Raw genomic sequence first — 4,396 nt, 5'->3', positions numbered from 1 at the left:
TAGCAGTGGCAAACAAGTTGTTGAAACAGGCCTTTGCCATAGCAAAATCAGGAAGGCCTTACGATGAAAACTTTGTTTCGAGATTGGTTTAAAAAAGCTTGTTTTTTAACTCAGTTCTTTGTTGCCAGTAGTTTTTTATTATATATTGATTTGTTCGTTTATCTTTTCAACAATATTTGAATTCAATTCCAATTTTGATTTAATCTTAATATCTGTATAAGAAACAAATACATATTCTTTCCCGTATGCTTCGTATTGTTCAATTTTAGATATCATCCCATTTTCATCATAGAAAATTTTCGTTTTCACGTCAAGTCCACTTCTTGAAATATATTTTTCTTCCGTTTCAATTAGCAGTCCATTTCCATTAAAAGTCTGGATTTCTTTTTTAGAGTAATCCTTACCGTCTTTATAATAGGTTCGAAAAATTCCAATTCTTTGGTTGTTGGTATAGTTATACTTCCAATCCCATCTTACTTTATCTTCATAAATCTGTTTTAAAATCGTAATTCTATTTAATGAGTCAAATTCACTTTGGTAATAATAGGTTGGATTTATAAAAGATTTAATTTTATTGAGGTTGGAATCATATTCAAAAGTCTTTTTACTCTGTAAAGAATCGGTTGAATAAACATAGGTTAATTCTTCTTTTAGTAAGTCGCTTTTATTGTATTTGTATCGAGAATAAAAATAGGGTTCAATTTTCTTTTCACAGAAACATTCAGAATAATATTCCAAAGTTGAATCAAGTCTTTTATTTGAATAAGTAAAAACCTGAACCCTTCCAATCAATTTTAAATCCGAATTATGGTGAGTGCCATATTTGATTTTCTTGAGCAAGTTTCCATTAGAATCAAAAAACATTTTTACAGAAGGACGGTTTAAATTGTTAGATTTTCTTTTGGTTAACTCGTAATTAGAATTTCGTTTATAATAATGTTCAATTAGTCGAATTTCTATGTCGCCAACTTTTTTGGTCAGTTCTTGACCAAATGTGAATGAAGAAATAATACAAAACAAGATAAAGGTTATTCTTTTCATAGGTAAATTTGACTTTATCAAATTTATGTCAGCTTTAAAAAAATTAAAAGAGATAATGAGTGAATTGTTCTTTTGGATTAGTAAATGGGTTAATTTCGAGTTCGCTTAAATTACTGGCAACGGTCTCGGCTATGAACAGTTGCGTGGTTTAGAACGGACTTTTGCAAGTACACGACAAGCTGGAAATTCCGCAGGAATTTTCAGGATAAACCTGTAATAGCAATTGTTTATAGCCATTGTTAGCATACGTTTTTTTACCATTCTCTCCATTCACTTGCTATTCCGTCTTCGTAATTTTGAACGTCAATTCCAACACAATCAGCTATATTGTCAAATATATCGCAAAGCTCTTCTCGTTCTCCTGTTTCAATAAAACAACCATCTAGACTATCATTTAGCTTGTTGAATTCTAAAACACTCAATTTGATTAGTTCAATTTTATCATTTTCTTTAAAGTTCTGATTTTTTTCAAGTTCATTTATAAGATTGGAAATTATTTTTTCAGCTTTTTTACAGTTTTGCGAACTGTATTGGTAAAGTCCGTCTTTGTATTTTTCATTCCAATCTTTAATAGATAAATATTTAAGGATAGATTGTAATTCAGTCAGTTGTTCCTCTTGATAGTTTTCTATATCTACTTTTTTATCGAGATAGTCATCTAATTTCTTCCATTTTTTTAGTTGGTCTAACTTACCTATTTCTTGTAATTTTTGAACAAGTGGGTAATAATCATTTCTTTTAACACCTACACCTAATGGTTTAATATATAAATTTTCAAGTTTTGATAAGGTCGTCAAAAAACCTAAAGATTTTAATTCGTGAACTTCTGAAATTAGTAAATTAGTGATATTTGGTAATTCACCTATTGCCGATGCATCTTGAAGCTTTTTGCAATTATATAGAAAAACTTGTCTTAATTGACTGTTAGATTCTCCAATTCCATATAAGGATAATAATTTAGGGCATTTTTCTAATCTTATTTCTTCAAGTTTGTTCAAATTCGATAAACCATCCAAGTTTTCACAGGACAAAGAATAAATTTCAATTGTTCTTAAATCAGTAAAGTTTGAAAATTCCGAAAAATCCTTTTTGTTATAATTTCGCAAATAAACGTGTCTTATTTTGGTTAGTTTATCAAAGTTTACATATTTCTTAGGTCCTATGCCATTCAAAAAGATTAATTCAGGGAAATTATTAAAATCAAAAACCTCGTTATGATTTTCAGAAATTCTTAAATGTGTAAGTTGATTGTGAACCATTAATGGACTTAAATCATCAATCTTAAATTGTATGTAGATTCCTTTAATATTTCTTAATCGTTTGTCTTTTAAAAAGTCAAGAGTATGTGTTTGTAGATGAATATGTTCAATTCCAAGTTTTTGAGTTGCCCTTATACATTGCTCAATATTATGGTCTGAAAACCATACAGTATCAGTAGACTTTTCAAATCTTTTCTCGAAAGGTTTTAATTTTTCAATTCGTACTCCTTCAAAGTTGTTTTCGTCTGATGACTTAAATATTTTTTTTAAAAAGTTCATATGTTATTCGAAATGTATGCTAACGGTTACGTATAAGAATAGTGCGGTTTTGTGTCCGAGGATTTTCCGCAGGAAAATCGGAGTGACCAAATACGCACTAACGATTTGATTTAGGATTAAACTTAAGCATTATTTTTATACAATGTTGGCAACTGTAATTTTTTGTTAATTATTAATTCCGTTTCTTCTTCCAATTCTTTTAATTGAAAGTTCAAACGAGTTTGTTTATCAGTTTCCGTAATAGATTTCAAGTCCGATATAGTATTTATTATTGAATATTTGTCTTTCTTTAATTCTGGATTGTATACAATTCTAAAAGGCTTTTCTAAAGTGTTATAAAAAGGCGAGTCCAAGTCCGCCGTTTCATATGGAAAAAAGTAAATAGAATCTGGTGTAATTCCGATATGACACTTGTCAAATTTAAATTCAATTCTTTCCACGTCCTGATTTAATACAAGCTTTAAAATACTTGGTTTTTCACCATTCCATTCGCAATTTAATTCGGGGTAGAAATTCAATAATTTCTTTTCGATGGAATTATAGAGTTCGTTCCAAGATTTTTTTATTTGATAGTTGTATAAGGAAGAAGGAAACAAACTAAAAAGAGAACCAATTTTATTTCCTATCCCAATGGATGATTTCTTATTCCGAAATTCAGATTTTAGAAATTCAATCAGGGTAATATTTTGAAAGTATTGATTGTTCATTATTGTTGCCAACGTTTGGTATAAGAAGCGTTTTAATGCTTTTTATACGTTGTTGTGTTTAGTAATTTGTCAAAATATTCTACGCTCAATGAGCTGTCTAGCTTAGAATAAAATTGAATAGTTAATAGTCTTTTTTCTCTAATAGCCATATACTTTTCCACAGCTGATTTAAATTCTTTTGTTGGAGCGAAGACCAGACCAGCAAATGCGTTGAAATCTTCTTCAATTGAAGCCATGGCATATTCATAAATAAATCCTTGCTTATTTAATTTGCTTTTGCTTTTCAATGAACTACTATTATTCTTAATGGCAGCTGTACCACCTTTGCCATAGGAGAATTTTTCGGGATTCAGTTTAAGCCACTCGCTTTCATTAAAATTCGACTTATACTTTTTCATTAGAATACTCGACAACTCTGCGTGAAACACTTTTTCTATATAAAAGCTGTCAGTTTCATCATTAACCACATAGATATTATCAGAAGAATAGGTTCCTCCATAATTCGTTCCAAAAAAACGGAGTTCTTTGAGAACATAAATAGTTTTCAAATTATCTGCAACTACTGATTTTGGATATTTGTCCAAAGCTTGAATAATTATTTTTTCACTCCGTTCATATTCATTTTTGTCAAGTGATAATCCTTGAGCATTTACTCTTTCTGAATACCACCGCTCTGGAAATATTTTACCTTCAGCTGAGAAAATGATTGTTATTCCAGTTCTTTGGTCAATCACTTGCTCTTGCGAGAAACTATTGATTGATAATACCAGATAGAAAAATAATATAGTATGTTTCATAATTTGATTAAACACAACGGTCTTGTGTATGGCTCGTTGCGCACAAATTAGCGATTAATTTTCGGTTGAGCCACAAGCCAGATTTTTAAATTTTACTATTTATCTTTTGTATTGGAAATCGTCAAATTTAAAAATTTGGCGACTTCCCAAATATGCCTTAACTTCGATTAAGCAACTGATTAGCAATGAGTTATACACGTCTTAAGTTTGTCTTTCATTAAATTTAACCAATAATCAGAAAGAACAAAAGAGAGAAATAAGGTTAGTATACACGGTGAAGCTTTGGACTTCGACAACATTGATAACCCTCTCT

4 protein-coding genes are annotated in these 4,396 nt (G+C 29.8%); all 4 read right to left on the bottom strand.

Annotated elements, in window-relative coordinates; all coding sequences use genetic code 11:
* Positions 1 to 138: 138 nt before the first annotated feature.
* On the bottom strand, positions 139 to 1,041 hold the full coding sequence (locus H7U19_RS16665) for a hypothetical protein (protein ID WP_186564015.1): 903 nt from the start codon (positions 1,039 to 1,041) through the stop codon (positions 139 to 141).
* Positions 1,042 to 1,295: 254 nt separating this feature from the next.
* The gene (locus tag H7U19_RS16660) at positions 1,296 to 2,579 is read right to left on the bottom strand and encodes a DUF5713 family protein (protein WP_186564014.1); all 1,284 of its coding nucleotides are present in this window, start codon (positions 2,577 to 2,579) and stop codon (positions 1,296 to 1,298) included.
* Between the two features lie 122 nt (positions 2,580 to 2,701).
* The gene (locus tag H7U19_RS16655; RefSeq protein ID WP_186564013.1) at positions 2,702 to 3,286 is read right to left on the bottom strand and encodes a hypothetical protein; all 585 of its coding nucleotides are present in this window, start codon (positions 3,284 to 3,286) and stop codon (positions 2,702 to 2,704) included.
* Between the two features lie 32 nt (positions 3,287 to 3,318).
* Positions 3,319 to 4,083: a hypothetical protein gene (locus H7U19_RS16650; protein WP_186564012.1), complete on the bottom strand. Its 765-nt coding sequence runs from the start codon at positions 4,081 to 4,083 to the stop codon at positions 3,319 to 3,321.
* Positions 4,084 to 4,396: the final 313 nt, after the last annotated feature.

Origin of the sequence: Hyunsoonleella aquatilis (genome assembly GCF_014270105.1) — a bacterium.
Lineage (GTDB): Bacteria > Bacteroidota > Bacteroidia > Flavobacteriales > Flavobacteriaceae > Jejuia > Jejuia aquatilis.
Note: the sequence above shows the minus strand (reverse complement) of the source record. Positions and strands in the feature narration are given on the sequence as shown.